The sequence below is a fragment of the Actinomadura sp. 1N219 genome (genome assembly GCF_044326405.1).
Taxonomy (GTDB): Bacteria; Actinomycetota; Actinomycetes; order Streptosporangiales; family Streptosporangiaceae; genus Spirillospora.
This window is the reverse complement of sequence record NZ_JBIRAY010000008.1, coordinates 263280-281112: the sequence shown is the minus strand read 5'-3', so window position 1 is coordinate 281112 and position 17833 is coordinate 263280. Positions and strand designations below refer to the sequence as shown.

The following is a 17833-nucleotide window of genomic DNA, read 5'->3' as shown; positions in this document are numbered from 1 at the left end:
GTCAGTGCCTGTCTAACCCCGGCCTCCCTCGTGGACGCGCGCCCGGCCAGCGTGGAAGCACCGACCACGAAGGAGCACACGAATGGCACTCAAACTCGTCGTCATCGTCGCCAGCGTCAGGGAGGGCCGGTACGGACCCCATTTCGCGAACTGGTTCGCAGAGCGCGCGCGGGGGCACGGGTCGTTCGACGTGGACGTCATAGACCTCGCCGACGTGGACCTGCCTGCGGCCCTCCCGGCCGGTCCGGAGCAGTTCGAGGCGGGCGACGGCCGTACGCCCGCTATGGCGGACCTAGCCCGGAGGCTGGACGGCGCGGACGCGTTCGTCGTCGTGACGCCCGAGTACAACCACAGCTATCCGGCGTCCATCAAGCACCTCATCGACTGGCACCAGTCCGAGTGGCACGCCAAACCCGTCGGATTCGTCTCGTACGGCGGGAGGGGCGGCGGGCTGCGGGCGGTCGAGCACCTCCGGCAGGTGTTCACCGAGACGCATTCCGTGCTGGTCCGCGACCAGATCAGCTTCGACCAGCACTGGGAGCTCATCGGCGCGGACGGGAGCCTCCTCGACGCGGACGGCCCCGACTCCGCCGCGAAGACGCTCCTGGACCAACTGGGCTGGTGGGCGTCCGTCCTCCATGACGCGCGCTGCGAAATGCCGTACACGGCGGCCTAGCGTCTCGGGCGGGGAGCCGAACGCGTCCGGCGGGCGGCATGCGGGTGAAGATCGTGAAGCGAGGGGACGGGGACGCCTCCGAGATGATTGAATCTCGTCCCATGTGGCACTCGTCACAACGATCTTCCCCGTGGCGTCAGCGGTATCAATCAGGCGTTCCCGACGAATTAAACATTCCAGACATTCCCGTCACGCGGCTTCTCGACGATGCCGCGGAGCGGTATCCGCGCCGGCCCGCGCTCATCTTCTTCGGCCGCCGGATCACCTACCGGGAACTGCGCGCGGCCGTGGACCGGTTCGCCGACGGCCTCCACCGGCTCGGCGTCCAGCCCGGCGACCGGGTGGCGCTGATCCTGCCGAACTGCCCGCAGCAGGTCATCGCGTTCTACGGGGTGCTGCGCCGCGGCGCGATCGCGGTGCAGCACAACCCGCTGTACACCGAGGAGGAGATGCTCCACCAGCTCGCGGACTCCGGCGCCCGCGCCGCCGTCGTGCTGGATCGTTCCTACGCGACGGTGCGCGCGGTCCGCGCCGAGCTCCAGCTCGAGCACATCATCGTGACGTCGCTGGCCGACTTCCTCCCGGCGGCCCAGCGGATCGGGCTGCGGCTGCCGCTGGCGAAGGCGCGCCGCCAGCGGGCGGCCATCACCGCGGACGTGCCGGACGATCCCGGTGTCGTCCACTTCAGGGAAATGCAGCGGGAGCCGCGGGGAATCGTGCGGCAATTGGAAATCGAGCCGTCGCGGCAGCTCGCGGCCATTCAGTACACGGGCGGGACAGAAGGGCGCCCCAAGGGCGCGATGCTCACGCACCGGAATCTCGTCGCGAACGCCTGCCAGCAGCACGCGTGGGACCGTGAGAGCCGTCCGGGCGAGGACGTGACGCTGGCGGTCCTGCCGCAGTTCCACTCGTTCGGGTTGATGAGCTGCCTCGTCGCTCCGGTGATGACGGCCGGGGCCGTGGTGCTGCTCCCGCGTTTCGACGCCGACCGCGTGCTCGGCGCGATCCGCAAGTACCGTCCGACCATCTTCCCCGGGGTGCCGACGCTGTACGAGCAGTTGCTCGACAGCCCGCGATTCCTGCCGTCCGATCTGAATTCGCTGCGCGTCTTCATTTCCGGGGCGATGGGCCTCACGCAGGGCACCATCGACCGGCTCGAACGGGTAGGCGCCAAAGGGCTGATCAACTGTTATGGGCTGACGGAGGCGTCCCCGGCCGTCACTGCCAATCCGCTGGGCGGCGGGGCACGGAACCTGAGCGTCGGACTGCCGCTCCCCCTGACCGAAGCCGTCATCGTCAACCAGGACGAGCCGACGAGGGTTCTGCCGCCGGGCGAGCCTGGCGAACTGGTCGTCCGCGGGCCGCAGGTGTTCGCCGGCTACTGGAACGCGCCGCTCGCCACCGCGCAGGCCCTGTCGAAGGGGTGGCTCCGCACTGGCGACATCGCGGTGATGGACGAGGACGGCTTCTTCACGATCCTGGAACGCCAGCGCGACATGATCAAGGTCAGCGGTTTCAGCGTCTTCCCGACGGAGGTGGAGAGAGTTCTGCGCCGCCATCCGGCGGTGCACGACTGCGCGGTGGTGGGCGTGCCGGACGCCCGGCGCGGGGAACGCATCATCGCGCACGTGGTGGAGCACCCCGCCTACCTTTTCTCGGCGGACGAACTGCGGCGGCACTGCGAACGCTACCTTTCGCACTACAAAGTGCCCGCGGAGTTCCGTCCGCGGACGGAACTGCCGCGCAACGTCCTCGGGAAGGTCGTCCGGCGGCGGCTTCGGGACGAGATCGTCAACTCGCCCGCATAGCGCGCTACATAGCGCCTGCATCGGCTGCGAATTGGTGGCCAACTCAGGCGCGTGGGCGAGAACGTCCCGTGCCGGGTGGTTGACTGTGCGAGTGCACACCGAGACCGTCCAGCCGGGGTTGTTCGCCAGGCTTATTGAGATCGGACACGCGATCGGGCGTGACTTGGTGGTCGACGGCACGTCTGCGCCTTCCGTAGAGGCGGAGCCGGTAACGCTGTACGACCGGCACGGGGTGCTGGTGGTGCGCGTCGGTGATCTGGCGGTGAAGGCGCACCAGGCCGACCGTGAGCATGGGGCTCCATTCCTCGAACGGATAAGGCTGGCGGCGACCGTTCCGGATGTTCTGGTCGCTCCGCTGGGCCCGCCGCTCGATGTCGACGGACGGACGGTCACGGTCTACCCCTACGGCGAGCCGGTGGATCCGCAGCAGAACCTGCCCTGGGAGGAGGGTGCGCGCCTTCTGGCGGCCCTCCATTCCACGACGGTTCATGCAGAGGCGCCGTCTTGGGGACGTCCTGCGCGCGTGGCACGGCGGGTCTCGGAACTGGGGCACGGCCCTGCCCAGGACGAAGTACGGCGTGCGTTCGCCACTCTCCCCGCCTGGATACGCGGCGACGGCGACGGGCCTCCTGAAACGGCGGAGCGCCTCATCCACGGGGACTGGCACCTGGGCCAGATGGTCCGCGCACAGGACGGACGGTGGCGGCTCATCGACATCGAAGACCTCGGCAGAGGCGACCCCGCCTGGGACCTCGCGCGTCCGGCCGCGCTCTATTCGGCGGGAGTTCTGCACCCGTCTGAGTGGGGCCGCTTCCTGGGCGCGTACCAGGAGGCGGGCGGCCCGGCCGTCCCGGCGGAGGGCGACCCCTGGACGGCCCTGGACGTGCCCGCGCGAAGTCTTGCGATCCAGATCGCCGCCACGTGCGTCATATCCGCGGAAAGGGAGGACCGGCCGCTCGACGGGCCGGAGCAGGCGATGGTCGACGCCTGCGGCAGAATATCGGCGGCGGGGGACGCGGCATGACGTGGCGCGAAACCTGCCCTACATTTAGCCTCTACCTGGGGATCCATACTGGAAGGAAGACAAGGCGATGCACTGCCCTAAGTGTCGTGGCGTGATGCGGACCTATACCCGCAGCGGAGTCCACATCGAGCAATGTGACAGCTGTCGGGGCATCTTCCTCGACTACGGCGAACTCGAGGCCCTGGCGCAGATGGAGTCGCAGTACCGGGCGGCGCCTCCGCCCGCCGCGGCGCCCGGCTGGGGAACCCCTGCGGCGTCCGTGCACCATCACCACCACGGTGCGCGCCACCACCGCCCCCACGGCGGGAGCGTCTTTCACATGCTCTTCACCACCTGAGCGGCTCCGCGCGAGCCGATCAGGCGACGGTTTGGCACGGCCCGCCACCTAGGGACGCCTAGGGGCGGGCCGCGCATTTACCCGCTCTTCAGCCGAGCGCCTCTACAGGCGCGGGTCGACGGGCTCGGATTCCAACGCCAGGACGGCGAAAACCGCTTGGTGGACGCGCCACAGCGGTTCGCCCCCGGTGAGCCTGTCGAGCGCCTCGACGCCGAGTGCGTGCTCTCGCATCGCCAGCGAGCGCTTGCGGCCGAGCGACCTGCCGCGCAGCCGGTCGAGGTTCTCCGGCTCGCTGTAGTCGGGGCCGTAGATGATGCGCAGATATTCGGGGCCCCGGCATTTGACGCCCGGCTGGACCCGCCTGTCCTCCGGGAACGGTCCCAGCGGCTTGACGACCATCCCTTCGCCGCCTGCGGCGGTGAGCTTCTCCCACCATTCGGTGACGGCGGCCTCCGACTCCGGCGAGTGCAGGTCGACGGTCACCGAACCCGTCCGCTGGACGAAACCGCTCGGGTCATACTCTGCGAGCCGTCCGGCCATGGACATGTGCCAGTCGTGGTCGCGTGCGACGGCCCAGGAGCGGCCTTCTCCGGCGAGGATCTGGAACGGCGCGAGACGTAGTCCGGTGAGCCCGTCGACCGTCCAGCAGTAGCGCGCGTAGGCGTCACGGAAGCGCGACGCGTTGGCGGCACGGCGGTCGAAGCGTTCCCGGAGGCCGCCGACGTCTAGGCCACGTCCCTCTGCGCGCGCGAGGAGGTCGGACGCCATCGGCAAGGCAGCGCGTGCGGCCGCACCCGTCGCGGCGTACTGCGTGCGGATGAGGTCCATGGCTTTGGCCGACCACGGCAGCAGTTCGCTGTCGATGACGAGCCATCCCGTGTCGAGTTCGTCCCAGAGCCCTGCGGCGCCTATCGCGGAACGCAGCCGGTTCAGTACTTCGGTCGTGCGCGACGGGTCGCGAAAGAAGGAACGTCCAGTGCGGGTGTACACGGCGCCGGTCGTCCCGTCGGTCACGCCGAAGCGGTCTGCGGCGATCGACGCGTCGCGGCAGACGACGACGATGGCCCGCGAGCCCATGTGCTTCTCTTCGCAGACAACTCTGTCGATTCCCTTGTCCCTGTAGGCGGCGAGTGCCTCTGCGGGGTGTTCCAGGTATCCGGGCAGCGGCGACGTCTCGGCAGGGGCCATGGTGGGCGGCAGGTAGACGAGCCAGCGCGGATCCACCGCGAACCGGCTCATCACCTCCAGCGCGGCCAGCGCGTTCTCCTCCCGGACGGCGACGCGGCCCATCAGGCGGGTCTCGACGCCTTGCGCACCGAGCACGTCCTCGATTTTCAGGACCTCGTCCTCCCGGTGGCCGCCCGCACCAGCGCCGGACGGCGCGTCCAGGGGGCGTGTGGGCTCGTACCAGACCCGCCGGGCCGGGACGGAGACCAGCTCACGCTCGGGGTAGCGCAGCGCAGTCAATTTCCCGCCGAACACCACGCCGGTGTCGAGGCAGATCGTGTTGTTGACCCATTCCGCTTCGGGGACGGGCGTGTGCCCGTACACGACCGTGGCCTTGCCCCGGTAGTCGCGCGCCCATGGGTAACGCACGGGCAGGCCGTACTCGTCGGTCTCGCCGGTGGTGTCGCCATAGAGCGCGAACGACCGGACACGGCCGGACGCACGCCCGTGGTACTCCTCCTTCAGCCCGGCGTGGGCCACGACCAGGCGGCCGTCGTCCAGGACGTAGTGGGCGATGAGGCCGTCCATGAAACGCAGTGCTTCGTCGCGGAATTCGTCCGGTACTGCGGAAAGCTGTTCCAGCGACTCGGCGAGCCCATGCGCTACGCGTACCTTGCGTCCGCGTAGGGCACGGACGAGTTTCGCCTCGTGGTTGCCCGAGACGCAGAGCGCGTCACCGGCGGCCACCATGCCCATCACCAGGCGCAGCACGCCGGGCGAATCCGGTCCGCGGTCGACGAGGTCGCCGACGAAGACGGCCGTGCGCCCGCCGGGATGAGTCGCGCCGACGGCGAGCCCCTGTGCGTCCCGGTCGATCTCGTAACCGAGGACGGCGAGGAGGTCCTCCAGCTCGGCGCGGCAGCCGTGCACGTCGCCGACGACGTCGAACGGCCCGGTCAGCTCCCGCCTGTCGTTCCACGCCTTCTCGTACGCGACGGTCGCCGCGTCGACCTCCTCGACGCCGGTCAGCACGTGGACGCGGCGGAACTCGCGCGCCAGCGACCGCATCCCGCGCCTCAGTTCGCGCCGCTGGCGCGGGATGACATGCGGAGGCAGGCGCCGGTCCGGCCGGACGGCGTTCCGCTCGGCAGCGACGCTCTCAGGGACGTCCAGCACGATCGCGACCGACATCACGTCGTGGTCCTTGGCGATCTTCAGCAGCGACTGCCGCGCCGCGCTCTGCACGTTGGTGGCGTCGACCACGGTCAGCAGGCCGCGCCGCAGCCGCTTGGCGACGATGTAGTGCAGCAGGTCGAACGCGTCGCCGGTCGCGGACTGGTCGTTCTCGTCGTCCGACACGACACCGCGGCAGTAGTCGGACGAAATCACCTGCGTCGGCTTGAAATGCTTGCGCGCGAAGTACGACTTGCCCGAACCGGTCACGCCGACCAGCACGACGAGGCCCATCTCCGGCACCCTGATCTCGGTCATCGGGTGAACACCCCCATCTGCGTCGGCGCGCCGACCTCGGGATCGTCGTCGCCCACGGGAACGTGCCGGACGCGGTAGCCGTGGACGGCGGCGACCCTGCCGGCCCACTCACGGAACTCGGCGCGCGTCCATTCGAAGCGGTGGTCGGGATGGCGCATCGCGTCCGGCGCCAGGCCCTCGTAGCGGACGTTGTGCTCGGAGTTCGGCGTCGTCACCACCACGACGCGCGGCTGGGCGTGCCCGAACACGACCCGTTCCACGGCGCTGAGGCGCGGCGGGTCGATGTGCTCGATGACCTCCATGAGCACGGCCGCCTCATAATCGCGGAATCGTTCGTCGGCGTAGGTGAGCGCGCCTTGGAAGACGTCTTTGACGCGGTCGTTCGCGCGGCGGGGCTGCTGGTCCCAGCGGAGGCGCCGCCAGGCGTGGCTGAGAGCGCGGTGCGACACGTCCGTCCCGGAGATCTCGCTGAAGAAATCGTCCTTGGCTAGGCGCGAGAGCAGTTTCCCGGAGCCGCAGCCAAGGTCGATGACGCGCCTGGCGTTTTCGTCGCGCAGCGCTTGCACGACCGACTGGAGACGGCGTTCCGCAAGGGAAACGGGCTGCGCGTCCGGCGGCGTCTGGTCTTCGCCTTCCTCGGCTGCGGGCGGTTCCTCCTCCACCTGCGCGGGGTCGAGCGCCTCCTCGGTCGCGTCCTCGGCGTCGGCGAGACGGCCCAGTGCCGTCCGGACGAGACCGCGCCGGTTGGCCAGATAGCGGCGCGTGATGGTTCCGCGGTCGGGGTGCGTGGCCAGCCAGCCCTCCCCGGCGCGGATGAGCTTGTCCACCTCGTCCGGCGCCATCCAGTAGTGCTTGGCGTCGTCCAGTACGGGCAGCAGCACGTAGAGCTGGTTGAGCGCGTCGGCGAGCCGTAGCGTCCCGGTCAGCGTGAGCGTCACGTACCGGGAGTCGCCCCACTCGCCGAATTCCGGGTCGAGCGGGACCGGAACGGCCGACACGTCCCAGCCCAGTGGCGCGAAGAACCGCTCCGCCTGCGCAGGGCCGCCACGGCACGGAAGCGCCGGCAGGACGACTTCAAGCGGAATCGGCGTCTCCGCCAGTTCGGGACGCAGATCGCAGCGTCCTCGCATGGCGGTGCGGAACACGTTCGCCATCGCGGACGCCAGCAGGGACGAAGCCGCGTACGGACGGTCGTTGACGTACTGGCCCAGGGAGAAGTCCGGTGTGCCCCTGCCACGCGTGCGCACGAGCTTGACCGGGTCGACGTCCAGCAGCAGCGCCGCCGTGCAGCGCGACTCGTCCGCGTCGGGGTAGAAGACGTGCGCCGTGCCGAAGGACTGCTCGAACGCCTGCACCCTTCCAGGATGCTTGTGCAGGAGGAATCCCAGGTCGGTCGCCTGGCTCAGGGTCGTCGTGATCGTCAGAAGCACGCCGACAAGTCTGGCGGACCAGCCCGTACGAACCACCTCGTTTTCCGGCTGGACAGCGGAAAAGGGATTGCGGTCACGTTTCCGGCGCCGCGAGAATCCGGAGCGTTATGAGCAGACATCCCCGCCGGGAGACGGCGCAGGAGACCGTGAGAATCCTCGAACGCGGCCACTACGTCGCGCCTTCCGGCCGCACGGTCCCGATCGGCGACGGCCTGGCCCGCGCGGTCCGAGGCACCGTTCTGTACCGTCCGGACGAACTGGACGAGCTACTGCAGCGCCTGCCCGCCACCGAACCCGCCGCGGAACCGGGCGCCCAGACGCGCATCGAGGTCACTGACGAGACCACCCTCGCCGCCGCCCGCCGTCTGTGCGGCGAGGAAATCGTGCCGTTCGCGCTGAATTTCGCCTCTGCGAAGAACCCCGGCGGAGGGTTCCTGAACGGAGCGCACGCCCAGGAGGAGGGCCTGGCCCGCTCGTCCGGCCTGTACACGTCACTGCGTTCGGCAAGGGAGTTCTACGACTTCCACCGTGCGCAGGGCGACCTGCTCTACAGCGACCACATGATCTACTCACCGGACGTGCCGGTGTTCCGGAACGACGCGGGAACGCTGCTGGACGACCCGTACGAAGTCGCGTTCCTGACGTCCCCGGCCCCTAACCGAGGCGCCATCCGCGACGCCGCCAAGGCGGACCGGATCCGCGACGTGCTCCGGCTACGCGCCCGCAAGCTCCTCGCCGTGGCACTGGCCAACGGGCACCGGCGCCTGGTCCTCGGCGCCTGGGGCTGCGGCGTCTTCCGCAACGATCCGCAAGAGGTGGCCGAGGTCTTCGCCGAGCTGCTGCGCCCGGGCCAAGAGTTCGCGGACCGTTTCGAGCACGTCGTCTTCGCGGTCTGGGACACCGCCGTGGGCGGCCCCAGGCACGCCGCGTTCCAGAACGTCTTCGCCTAAGCGCCGCCCGCGGTTCAGGACGGCTCAGGCGCGTCGACGTAGGACGCGATGCCCCGGACCAGGATGTCGAGGCCGAACTCGAAGCGCGCCTCGCCGCTCTCGCTGGTCAGCGCGTCCGCCATCGCGGCGACGTTCGGGTAGCGGTCGGCGGGCAGCGCCTTGAAGAAGTCGCGGATCTCGCCCAGGTAGCCGTGGAACTTCTCCATCGCCTCCGCGCCGCCGCTGAGCTTGGCCGCGTACAGCGTGCCCTCGATGGCGTCGGCGTCCACGAACATGCCGAGGGTGTCGACCGCGAGCGCGGCGATCCTCGGGGGGACGCCGCCCGCCCGCATGAGCGCGAGCTGCGCCTCGGCGATCGCGAGCAGGTTGGGGCCGGTGGGGATCAGGCCCATCGACACCTGGGCGACGTCGCGGTGCGAGGTGAACACGCGGCGGATCTCCACGGCCAGGTCCTTCAGCTGCTCCTGCCACCGCGCGGGGTCGGGCACGGGCAGCCTGACCTCGCCGGCGACGCGGTCGAGCATCAACTCGCGGAGCTCCTCCTTGCCCGAGACGTGGGCGTAGAGCGAGGCCGCGCCGGTGCCCAGCTCCTGGGCGACGCGGCGCATGGTCGCCGCCTCCAGGCCCTCGGCGTCCAGGACGCGGATCGCCGTGTCGACGATCACGTCCTGGGTGAGCGGCTGCCGGGCGGGGGCTGCCTTGCGGGGCTTGCGGGGCTTGCGTCCGGGCGGTGTCGGCATGTCCGGGCGCTCGTCGGCCACGGCGGGACCTCCCAAATTCGCGATACATCTTGACTTTGGCGAGACGCGATATATCTTCTCCATGCAAGAGAGAAGATGTCCGGTACCGCCACGAACAGCGTACTTGACGCGAACGCTGTTCCTAGTTTAGAACAGCGTTCGTAACCAACGAACACTGTTCCCTGGAGAAGTCATGGCCGAGACGTTGTCGTCCACCACGAAACACGCGGCGGAGGCCGCGTACCGCTGGCGCTGGGCCGCCCTCTTCGTGATCCTCGCCGGCGAGATCATGGACATGCTGGACGCGCTGATCACCAACATCGCGGCGCCCACCATCCGCGCCGAGCTCGGCGGCTCGGCCGCCACCGTCCAGTGGCTCGCCGCCGGCTACACGCTGGCGATGGCGATCGGCCTCATCACCGGCGGACGCCTCGGCGACCTGTACGGGCGCAGGCGGATGTTCCTGATCGGCGCCGCCGGGTTCACGGTCGCCTCGCTGCTCTGCGGCATCGCCGTCTCGCCCGGGATGCTCGTCGGCGCCCGCGTCACGCAGGGCCTGTTCGGCGCGCTGATGCTGCCGCAGGGCATCGGGCTGATCAAGCAGATGTTCGCGCCGAAGGAGATCGCCGTCGCGTTCAGCCTGTTCGGGCCGGTCATGGGCCTGTCCTCGGTCGGCGGCCCGGTGCTGGCCGGATGGCTGATCGACGCCGACCTGTTCGGCACCGGCTGGCGGATGATCTTCCTGATCAACCTGCCGGTGGGCGCCGCCGCCGTCCTGGCCGGGCTCAGGTTCCTGCCCGCCGGGCGCTCCGAGCACGCGTCCCGGCTCGACCTGGCGGGCGCGGCGCTCGCGTCCCTCGCCGCCGGGCTGCTGATCTACCCGCTCGTCCAGGGCCGCGAGCACGACTGGCCCGCCTGGACGTTCCTGATGATGGCCGCCTCGCTCGCCGTCTGGGGCGTGTTCGCCTGGTACGAGGCCCGCAAGCAGCGCTCGGGCGGCGACCCGCTGATCGTCCCGAGCCTGTTCCGCAAGCGCGGCTTCACCGGCGGCCTGATCGTCGGCCTGGTGTTCTTCTCCGGCATGGCGGGCCTCGGCCTGGTGCTGTCGCTGTTCTTCCAGATGGGGCTCGGCTTCTCGCCGCTCAAGGCCGGGCTCTCGCAGATCCCGTGGTCGGTCGGCACCGTCCTCGGGTTCGGCCTCGTGCAGGCCGTCCAGCGCTTCGGACGCAGGGTGATCCACGCGGGCGCCCTCATCATGGCCGCCGGGATCGCCGGGTTCTACGGCACGCTGCAGCACGCCGGAATCGACGTCACGCCGTGGCAGCTCGTCCCCGCGCTGACCGTGACCGGGCTCGGCATGGGACTGCTGATGGGGCCGTTCTTCGACACCGCGCTCGCGGGCGTCGAGCCGGAGGAGACCGGCTCCGCGGGCGGCACGCTCACCGCCGTCCAGCAGCTCGGCGCGGCGCTCGGCGCGGCCGTCCTAGGGACGATCTTCTTCGGCCTGCTCGGCGGGCAGGTGACGAGCGCGGCGGACGGCGGCGCGGCCGGGCTGCACCGGGACCTCGCCGCCGCGTCCGTCCCCGCCGCCCAGCAGGACCGGATCGCGGACGCTCTGCGCGACTGCGGCCGCGACCGCGCCACCGCCCCCGCCGTCCAAGGGGACGCCGCCGCCGTCCCGGCCTCCTGCCACCGGCTCCAGGACGACGTCGGGGCCGCGATCGCCGCCGCTCCGCAGTCGGCGCCAGCCGTCCGGAAGGCGGTCGCGGACGCGGGCGAGCACGCCGCCAAGACCGGCTTCAGCGACGCCATGAAGATCACGCTGTGGGTCGAGGTCGGGCTCCTCGGCCTCACCTTCCTGGCGACCTTCCTGCTGCCGCTGCACGCCCGTCCAGAGGAGGAACCCGCCTGACCGGACGCGACCGGATGCGACCGGATGCGAAGAGCCCGCGGCGGGACGTGTCCCGCCGCGGCTCCGCGCGGTCAGAGCTTTGCCATGACCTCCGAGGCCAGCAGCTCCAGGTGCTCCAGATCCCCCAGGTCCAGGACCTGCAGGTAGACGCGCTCGGCGCCCAGCTCCCCGAACCGGCCGATCTTGTCGACGAGCTCGCCCGGCGTGCCGGTCAGGCCGTTCGTCCGCAGCTCGGGCACCTGGCGTCCGATGGCGTCGGCGCGGCGCCGCACCTCCGCCTCGTCCCGGCCGCAGCAGACGACCTGCGCGGCCGAGTAGACGAGCGGCTTCGTCCGTCCCGCCTCGGCGCAGGCCGCGCGGACCCGGTCGAACGCGGCGCCCGTGTCCTCCGGCTGGTTGAACGGGACGTTGTACTCGTCGGCGTAGCGGACGGCGAGCCGCGGCGTCCGCTTCGCCCCGGTCCCGCCGACGATGACCGGCGGGCCGCCCGGCTGGGCGGGCTTCGGCAGCGCGGGCGAGTCCGCCAGCGTGTAGTGCTCGCCGCTGAACGAGTAGGTCTCGCCGCCCGGCGTCCCCCAGAGCCCGGTCAGGATCTCCAACTGCTCCTCAAGGCGGGCGAACCGCTCCCCCAGGCCCGGGAACGGGATCCCGTACGCGGCGTGCTCCTCCTCGAACCAGCCCGTCCCGAGACCGAAGTCGACGCGTCCCCCGCTCATCTGGTCGACCTGCGCGACGGAGATCGCCAGCGGGCCTGGGTGCCGGAACGTCGCGGCCGTCACCAGCGTGCCGAGCCTGATCCGGCTGGTCTCCCTGGCCAGCGCGCCCAGGGTGATCCACGAGTCGGTCGGGCCCGGCTCGCCCGTCACGTCCCCCATCTTGACGTAGTGGTCCGAGCGGAAGTACGCGTCGAACCCGAGGTCCTCCGCGGCCTTCGCGACGGCCAGTTGTGTCTCGTAGCTCGCCCCTTGCTGGGGCTCGGTGAAGATCCGAAGTCGCATGACCCCATCCTGCAACCCGCGCGGCCCCGCCCGTGACACCGGGTCAGCGCCGCTTGGTGATCCGGGTGCGGACGACGGCGCCGTTGTTCGTGCGGTCGAGGTCGGTGGTCGGGGAGACCGCCGTCCAGGACGACCTCAGCACCGTCCCCGCCCGGACGCGATCGCGCGGCACCGCCGTGAGGCGCAGGGTCCTGGACTCGCCGGCCCGGAGCGCGCCCACCGAGCACACGTAGGCGCCGCGGGCGGGCACGCACGCGGTGTTCCGCCCGACGACCTTGATCGGCCCCTCGGACAGGACCATCACGCTCCTGGCCGTGGCCGGGCCGTTGTTGCGGACCTTCATCGCGTACGGGATCTTCGCGCCGGCCCGCGCCCGCGCCGGAGCGGACTTGGTGATGGCGAGATCGGCGGTGGCGGCGACGCGCACGGCCGGGAACCTCCTGGTGACGCGCGTCCCGGCCCACGTCACCGTCCCGCTCGGGTTGATCCGCTGGCCCGGCTTCGCCCGCTCGGCGACCGTGGCCCTGATCACGCCGCTGACCCTGGCGCCCCGCCGCACGGCGCCCGGACGGCAGACGATCTTCCACCCGCTGGACGCGCAGTTCTTCTCACCGGACACGAACGCCAGCGACTTCGGCATCGTCATCCGGAACACCGCCTCGCGGGGCCTCGCCCTGCCGGTCAGCAGCCCCACGGTCTTCGACTTCCTCGGCTTGGCCTTGGCGGGCTTCGCCTTGCCCGTCTTCGCCTTGGCCGGCTTCCCGGACTTCGCCTTGCCGGGCTTCGCCTTGACGGTCTTCGGCCGCCTCTTCTCCGTCGCGCGGAACGTCCACTTCCACTCGTAGGTGCGTCCCGGGATCAGGTCCGCCCTGGGACCGGCCGTGCGGAGCACCGCGCCCTTCGGCTTCGCCTTCGCCTTCGGTTGCGCGTGCGTTCTCGGCCTCGGCGGCGGCTTGGGAGAGGCGTCCAGCCGCACCGGGTGCGCGGCCCGCGCCGGACCGGCGGGCTGCGCCCCCGCCGCCGAGGGAACGACCGCCAGCAGCGGCGCGGCCGTCAGCATGACGAGACCGCGCACCTTCCATGTCCGGATCACAATGAGCCCCCCGTGGCCTGCGGTTCCTTCATATGGACACGTCCGTTCTAGCGACCGCCGGCCGCGCCGCCTAGCGCCGCGTCGGCGTGTCATCACAGACGGTGACCAGTGTTCCACGGAAGCGTCGTCACGGAGGGTCAACCGAATGATTCCGCTGCGCGACCACGGATGCGCGTTGTTCAATCGGACGGACGGACCGGAACCGCGACCCCATGGAGTTGGCATGGCTGTCTTCGGCGTCGACTACGCGTGGGGCCGTCCGGGCACGTCCGCGCTGAAGCGCGCCGGGGCGAAGTTCGCGTGCCGCTACCTCTCGCACGACACGACCGGCAAGAACCTGACCCGCGCCGAGGCGGACGAGCTGTCCGAGGCGGGCATCTGGCTCGTGGTCGTCTGGGAGACCACCGCGAAGCGCCCCCTGGACGGACGGACCGCGGGCGCCGCCGACGCCGTCGACGCCGCCACGCAGGCCGAGGCGTGCGGCATGCCGGACGACCGCCCGATCTACTTCGCCGCCGACTGGGACGCCTCCCCCGGGCAGCAGGACGAGATCAACGCCTACCTGGACGGCGCCGCGAGCGTCATCGGCCGCGGCCGGGTCGGCCTGTACGCGGGGCACGGGCCGATGAAGCGCGCGTTCGACGCCGAGAAGATCGCCTACGGCTGGCAGACCTACGCCTGGTCGGGCGGCCGGTGGGACGCCCGCGCCCAGCTCCAGCAGTACTCCAACGACCACGAGATCAACGGCGTCGCCGTCGACTACGACCGCGCGGTCAGCGGCGACTACGGTCAGTGGCGCGTCGGCGTCTCACCGCCCTAGCCGTCCTGGCCGTCCTGGCCGTCCTGGCCGCCCCAGCCGTCGGCCGGAAAGACCCGGTAACTCAGCGGGCGCGTCCGCCCGGTTCGCTGTAGAGGGCCCGGAGGAACGCGAGCGCCGTCCGCCGCTTCTCGCCGGGGTCGGTCCGCAGGTCGGCGAAGTAGGCGTTGAGCTCCGCGAGTTCGCGCGGCGTCTCGTCCGCGTCCGCCGGGTCCTGGCCGCCGAGCGGCTCCATTCCCTCGGCGATGCGGGCGAGGTCACCGGCGCGCCACCGCAGCGCGTCCTCGATGGCGCCGCGGGTCCGCGCCTGCGGCCAGCGCTCCCCCGCCTCCAGGTTGTAGACCGTCTTGACCGTCACCCCGGCCCGCTCCGCGAGCTGCTCCTGCGTCAGCCCGAGCGACCCGCGCCTGGCCACCGCGTACTTGGCGACCCGCTCCCGGTCCACGTCCCCGGCCATGCCGCCCAGCATGCCGGAAACACCAGGAAACATCCACCGGCCCCCTCCCCGGCGTCAGACGCGCCAGTTCTCCCGGTAGGCGGGGTGGTCGGCGTACGGCGACGCGAGGAGCCGCAGCGTCGTGCACCCGCCCTCCCGGACGCGCTCGCCGCACGCCTGGCAGACGCCCGTCCCGTTCATCCGCGAGTGCAGTTCGAGCAGGCGCCGCTTCACGTGCACCTCCGCCACGACCCGCGCCGGCGAATGGCGCGCCATGTGCAGCGCGACGCCCTCCTTCACCAACGAGACGTCCAGCACGTGGTGCGGGCCGAACCCCGGACGGCTCTGCCACGGGTACTCGTTGACGCTGCGCAACGAGACCGGCCTCTGCAGATGGTCCATCGGCCGCCGTCCGAGCCTGAGCCGCTCCCCGGAGTGCGTCTCGACCCACTGCCACCGCTCGTTCCCGGACAGGTCGGGCCCGCCGTTCGGACGGGACCGGTAGTCGGCCGCCCATCGCGCGGTGTCCTCGTCCTCGAAGAGCCGGGCCCGCAGGAACTCCACCAGATCACTCACAGCCGCTCCGTTCCGCCGTCGACGCGCCGACACCGATCCTGCCATCGCAAGATCGTCCGGCGCGCGGCGGCCGCGACAAGGCCGTCGCCGACACCCGCCCGGCGGACGTGTCAGAAGTCGTCGGCGATGAACGGCGCGAGGGGGACGGCGAGCGCGGCGTCCAGGCGGGCGGCGGCGGACGGCGTGTGCTCGTCCACCACGCCGACGCGGACCAGGGCGGTCACGCGGTTGCCGCCCAGATAGACGGCGGCCAGGTCGGCGGCCGAAAAGGTCAGGTCGGGGGCCTCCGCCGTCCGTTCGCAGGCCGGTGCGGGGCCGGTCTTCAGCCGCCAGCGTCCCTCGTTCGCCGGGATGCGGGCGTCGCGGACCTCCAGGACGAACGCGTCGTCGGCGGCCCACGAACGCGCCCGCAACGCCGCGGGGACGTCGATCAGCCGGAGCCAGAGCGCGCCGTAGTCGCCCTTGATCTCGACCTGGTCGGGGTCGGCGGCCATGTGCGGGAGCAGGTCGTCCACCGGACGGCCCGGCGCGTGGACGCGGGAGGTGAGGTCGATCGACGCCAGGTACCGCCAGAGCGCCGCCTCGACCTGCGGCGTCTCGGCGAAAAGGTCGGTGACCCTGACCGTCCGGTCCCCGCCCCCGTGGGTGCGGTAGACGGCGTACCCGGCCGGATGGACGACGACGAGCGGCGCGGTGTACCCGGGCGCCTCACGGTCCACCTCGACCAGGACGGAACGCGCCCACCATTCGGGGTCGCGCACCAGCCCGCCCGGCCGCGCGGACAGCGCACGCGTGTAGATCGGGTCGAGGATCTCCGGGGCGGACGCCGCCTCGACCAGCCGGAGCGGGGCGGGATCGGGCGTGGTGCGCAGCTCCAGGGGACGGGACGAGTCGACGTCGATCGAGAGCGCGCGGGTCGCGAGACCGAAGCCGTACCGCCCGTAGATGATCCCCTGCGACGCCCAGAGCGCGGCGAGCGGACGGCCCGCGGCGACCGCGTCCGCGTGCATCCGGTCCATCATGGACGTGAGCACGCCCCGGCGGCGATGGGTGGGCAGCACCCCGACGAACGTGACCGCCGAGCAGTCGAGGAGCGCGCCCGGCACGGCGAGGCGCATCGGCATGGACGCGAGCTGCCCGATCAGGGCGCCGCCGTCATAGGCGCCGACGCGCTCGGCCCGGCGCACCGGCCACGATTCGCGCTCGTAGTCGTCCTCCGGGATGCGCTGGTGGAACACCAGGCCGGCGAGGTCGACCATGCGGTCGGCGTCGCCCTCCGGGATCTCCCTGATTTCGATCACATGTCCACGCTATTGCGCGACGCAACCCGTTTTCGCAGGTGGGGCCGATCAGCCGCGGACGAGCGTGGCGAGGCACTCCACGTGCTGGGTCATGGGGAACATATCCACCCGAACCGCGCCGCATGTCAGCACCTGTACCGCTGCGGTACCACCGGAGGCAGGACGGCACGTATCAGCCCGGCCACGCCATCCCGTCGACGGCGGCGCTGTGCGACGAGTTCGAGGTGTCCCACAAGACCGTGCGTGCCGCCGTCGGCGTCCTCGTCGAGCAGGGCCTCGTCGTTACCGCGGACGGCCGGGGCGTCTACGTCACCGGCAGCAAGCCGCCCGCCGACGCGTAGTCGACGGGCGGGTTCAGAACCAGCGCAGCAGGTCGGACACGACGATCGCGGCGGACGCGACGAGTGCCCAGGCTGTGAGGCTCAGGACGTCCGCGAGTAACCCCCGCATCAGGTCGCCGCGGTCACGACGCCACCGCCGCACGCGCCGCCGTGGACAGCAGCTCGTTAGTCATACTGACGGTCTTCGGCCGGAACTTCCCGCTCGCGCACACGGTCCCGGTGGCCTTTTCGCCGGGCGCGATGTCCATCGTCTCGATCTGGTTCTCGTACATGCCGAGCGCCGAGCCGGCGTCGTGCTTGGTGCCGCCGGTGTCGGTGATGGCGAAGTACAGCGGGTTGACGTTCACGACCTTCTTGCCCTGGTTCCGGACGGTGACCTTCACGCAGGACAGCGCGCCGCCGTCCGACAGGATGGACCGCTTGGCCGTGGTGCGCTTGGCCGTCAGTCCGATCGGCGGCTTGGCCTTCTTGGACGCCTTGCCGGTCGCGCCCTTTGCTTCGGCGGACTGGACGGCGACGGGCTCCTCGGCCGGTATGGCGCAGCCCGCCAGAGCCAGGCCGACGCCGAGGGCGATGAGCGCCGCGATCTTCTTCATGGGGAAGTTCCTCTCGCAGAGTCCGCGGCGGGGGACGGCAGTACGACGCGCGGCCTTGCCGTGCCGGTTCACTCTGTGACGCCGCTGTCACCATCCGGCCAACTGGCGGGACCGTGATCGTGCGTCGCTGGTGCGACGAG

At 71.1% G+C, this 17833-nt stretch carries 17 protein-coding genes; 8 read left to right on the top strand and 9 right to left on the bottom strand.

Going from position 1 to position 17833, the window contains the following annotated elements; all coding sequences use genetic code 11:
• Nucleotides 1–82: 82 nt before the first annotated feature.
• The 4 genes from ACH35V_RS24940 to ACH35V_RS24925 all read left to right on the top strand — a co-directional run bounded on the left by ACH35V_RS24940 (nt 83) and on the right by ACH35V_RS24925 (nt 3845).
• Nucleotides 83–676 carry an NADPH-dependent FMN reductase gene (locus tag ACH35V_RS24940; RefSeq protein WP_395975428.1) on the top strand — a complete coding sequence of 198 codons (594 nt, stop codon included), beginning with the start codon at nt 83–85 and terminating at the stop codon, nt 674–676.
• Nucleotides 677–777: 101 nt separating this feature from the next.
• Nucleotides 778–2484 (top strand): AMP-binding protein, encoded by a 1707-nt coding sequence (locus tag ACH35V_RS24935; protein WP_395975426.1) that lies wholly within the window; start codon nt 778–780, stop codon nt 2482–2484.
• A 91-nt stretch (nt 2485–2575) separates the two neighbouring features.
• Nucleotides 2576–3508, top strand: coding sequence for a phosphotransferase family protein (locus ACH35V_RS24930; protein ID WP_395975424.1), 933 nt, complete (start codon nt 2576–2578; stop codon nt 3506–3508).
• Nucleotides 3509–3575: 67 nt separating this feature from the next.
• A complete protein-coding gene (locus tag ACH35V_RS24925) occupies nt 3576–3845 on the top strand; it encodes a zf-TFIIB domain-containing protein (protein WP_395975422.1) in 270 nt (89 codons plus the stop codon).
• A 102-nt stretch (nt 3846–3947) separates the two neighbouring features.
• On the opposite strand, the gene ACH35V_RS24920 is transcribed toward ACH35V_RS24925, so the two are convergent.
• Nucleotides 3948–6503 carry a polynucleotide kinase-phosphatase gene (locus tag ACH35V_RS24920; protein WP_395975420.1) on the bottom strand — a complete coding sequence of 852 codons (2556 nt, stop codon included), beginning with the start codon at nt 6501–6503 and terminating at the stop codon, nt 3948–3950.
• Complete coding sequence (locus tag ACH35V_RS24915; RefSeq protein WP_395975418.1) at nt 6500–7933, bottom strand: 3' terminal RNA ribose 2'-O-methyltransferase Hen1; 1434 nt, start codon at nt 7931–7933, stop codon at nt 6500–6502. The genes ACH35V_RS24920 and ACH35V_RS24915 overlap by 4 nt, the downstream gene beginning before the upstream one ends.
• Before the next feature lie 107 nt (nt 7934–8040).
• Between ACH35V_RS24915 and ACH35V_RS24910 the strand changes: the two genes are divergently transcribed.
• The gene (locus tag ACH35V_RS24910; protein WP_395975416.1) at nt 8041–8883 is read left to right on the top strand and encodes a TIGR02452 family protein; all 843 of its coding nucleotides are present in this window, start codon (nt 8041–8043) and stop codon (nt 8881–8883) included.
• 14 nt (nt 8884–8897) lie between these two features.
• Here the strand turns inward: ACH35V_RS24910 and ACH35V_RS24905 are convergent, their stop codons facing one another.
• Complete coding sequence (locus tag ACH35V_RS24905) at nt 8898–9644, bottom strand: TetR/AcrR family transcriptional regulator C-terminal domain-containing protein (protein WP_395975414.1); 747 nt, start codon at nt 9642–9644, stop codon at nt 8898–8900.
• A 172-nt stretch (nt 9645–9816) separates the two neighbouring features.
• Here ACH35V_RS24905 and ACH35V_RS24900 point away from each other — a divergent pair, with 172 nt between their 5' ends.
• The gene (locus ACH35V_RS24900; protein ID WP_395975412.1) at nt 9817–11535 is read left to right on the top strand and encodes an MFS transporter; all 1719 of its coding nucleotides are present in this window, start codon (nt 9817–9819) and stop codon (nt 11533–11535) included.
• A 71-nt stretch (nt 11536–11606) separates the two neighbouring features.
• Here the strand turns inward: ACH35V_RS24900 and ACH35V_RS24895 are convergent, their stop codons facing one another.
• Nucleotides 11607–12533 carry an LLM class F420-dependent oxidoreductase gene (locus ACH35V_RS24895; protein ID WP_395975410.1) on the bottom strand — a complete coding sequence of 309 codons (927 nt, stop codon included), beginning with the start codon at nt 12531–12533 and terminating at the stop codon, nt 11607–11609.
• A gap of 43 nt (nt 12534–12576) precedes the next feature.
• Entirely contained in the window at nt 12577–13593 is a 1017-nt protein-coding gene (locus ACH35V_RS24890) for a DUF11 domain-containing protein (protein ID WP_395975408.1), read from the bottom strand.
• Between the two features lie 256 nt (nt 13594–13849).
• Here ACH35V_RS24890 and ACH35V_RS24885 point away from each other — a divergent pair, with 256 nt between their 5' ends.
• Nucleotides 13850–14446: a glycoside hydrolase domain-containing protein gene (locus ACH35V_RS24885; protein WP_395975406.1), complete on the top strand. Its 597-nt coding sequence runs from the start codon at nt 13850–13852 to the stop codon at nt 14444–14446.
• Nucleotides 14447–14507: 61 nt separating this feature from the next.
• Here the strand turns inward: ACH35V_RS24885 and ACH35V_RS24880 are convergent, their stop codons facing one another.
• The 3 genes from ACH35V_RS24880 to ACH35V_RS24870 all read right to left on the bottom strand — a co-directional run bounded on the left by ACH35V_RS24880 (nt 14508) and on the right by ACH35V_RS24870 (nt 16756).
• A complete protein-coding gene (locus ACH35V_RS24880) occupies nt 14508–14900 on the bottom strand; it encodes a helix-turn-helix transcriptional regulator (protein WP_395975404.1) in 393 nt (130 codons plus the stop codon).
• Nucleotides 14901–14954: 54 nt separating this feature from the next.
• Nucleotides 14955–15455, bottom strand: a complete 501-nt coding sequence (locus ACH35V_RS24875) for a DUF6221 family protein (protein ID WP_395975402.1) — start codon at nt 15453–15455, stop codon at nt 14955–14957.
• A gap of 110 nt (nt 15456–15565) precedes the next feature.
• Nucleotides 15566–16756 (bottom strand): GNAT family N-acetyltransferase, encoded by a 1191-nt coding sequence (locus ACH35V_RS24870; protein WP_395975400.1) that lies wholly within the window; start codon nt 16754–16756, stop codon nt 15566–15568.
• A 122-nt stretch (nt 16757–16878) separates the two neighbouring features.
• Here ACH35V_RS24870 and ACH35V_RS24865 point away from each other — a divergent pair, with 122 nt between their 5' ends.
• The gene (locus tag ACH35V_RS24865; RefSeq protein WP_395975398.1) at nt 16879–17097 is read left to right on the top strand and encodes a winged helix-turn-helix domain-containing protein; all 219 of its coding nucleotides are present in this window, start codon (nt 16879–16881) and stop codon (nt 17095–17097) included.
• Nucleotides 17098–17219: 122 nt separating this feature from the next.
• Here the strand turns inward: ACH35V_RS24865 and ACH35V_RS24860 are convergent, their stop codons facing one another.
• Nucleotides 17220–17693 (bottom strand): DUF4352 domain-containing protein, encoded by a 474-nt coding sequence (locus ACH35V_RS24860; protein WP_395975396.1) that lies wholly within the window; start codon nt 17691–17693, stop codon nt 17220–17222.
• Nucleotides 17694–17833 lie beyond the last annotated feature (140 nt).